At 73.4% G+C, this 478-nt stretch carries 1 protein-coding gene; it reads right to left on the bottom strand.

The window, feature by feature from the left end; genetic code table 11:
• Positions 1 to 460 (bottom strand): YidC/Oxa1 family membrane protein insertase (locus LPA54_RS37400; protein ID WP_228984900.1); only part of this gene is annotated, 460 nt, incomplete at its 3' end.
• Positions 461 to 478 lie beyond the last annotated feature (18 nt).

Below are 478 nucleotides of genomic sequence, written 5' to 3' on the forward strand. Positions count from 1 at the left end.
GGTACACCAGGCCGGCCCCGCCGAACACGCCACCGTCGCCGAGGGCGTCCGCCCACCGGCCGCCGAGGGGCGCGTCGAGGAGCTGGTGGGTGAGCAGCGTGTTGGGCTCGCCCCCGATCGTGCCGCTGGAGAAGAGGTGGTAGAGCAGGAAGAACGCGGGGAGCTGGAGCAGGCTGGGCAGGCAGCCGGACAGCGGGGACACCTTCTCCTCGGCGTGCAGTTCCAGCACGGCCTTCTGGAGCTTCTCGGGGTTCCTGCCGTGCTTGCGGCGCAGTTCGGCGATGCGCGGCTGGAGCGCGGTCCGCGCCTTCTGCCCGCGTGCGGCGGCCCGGGAGAGCGGGTGGACGAGGAGGCGTACGAGGGCCGTGAACGCGATGATCGCGGCGGCCGCGGCGGGCAGGCCGAACAGGGGGCGGAGCAGGTCGGCGAGCTGCTCGACCAGGGTGGCGAAGACAGACAAGGGTGAGCCCTCCGGGGG

This window comes from Streptomyces sp. DH12 (assembly GCF_020873895.1).
In the GTDB taxonomy this organism is placed as follows: domain Bacteria; phylum Actinomycetota; class Actinomycetes; order Streptomycetales; family Streptomycetaceae; genus Streptomyces.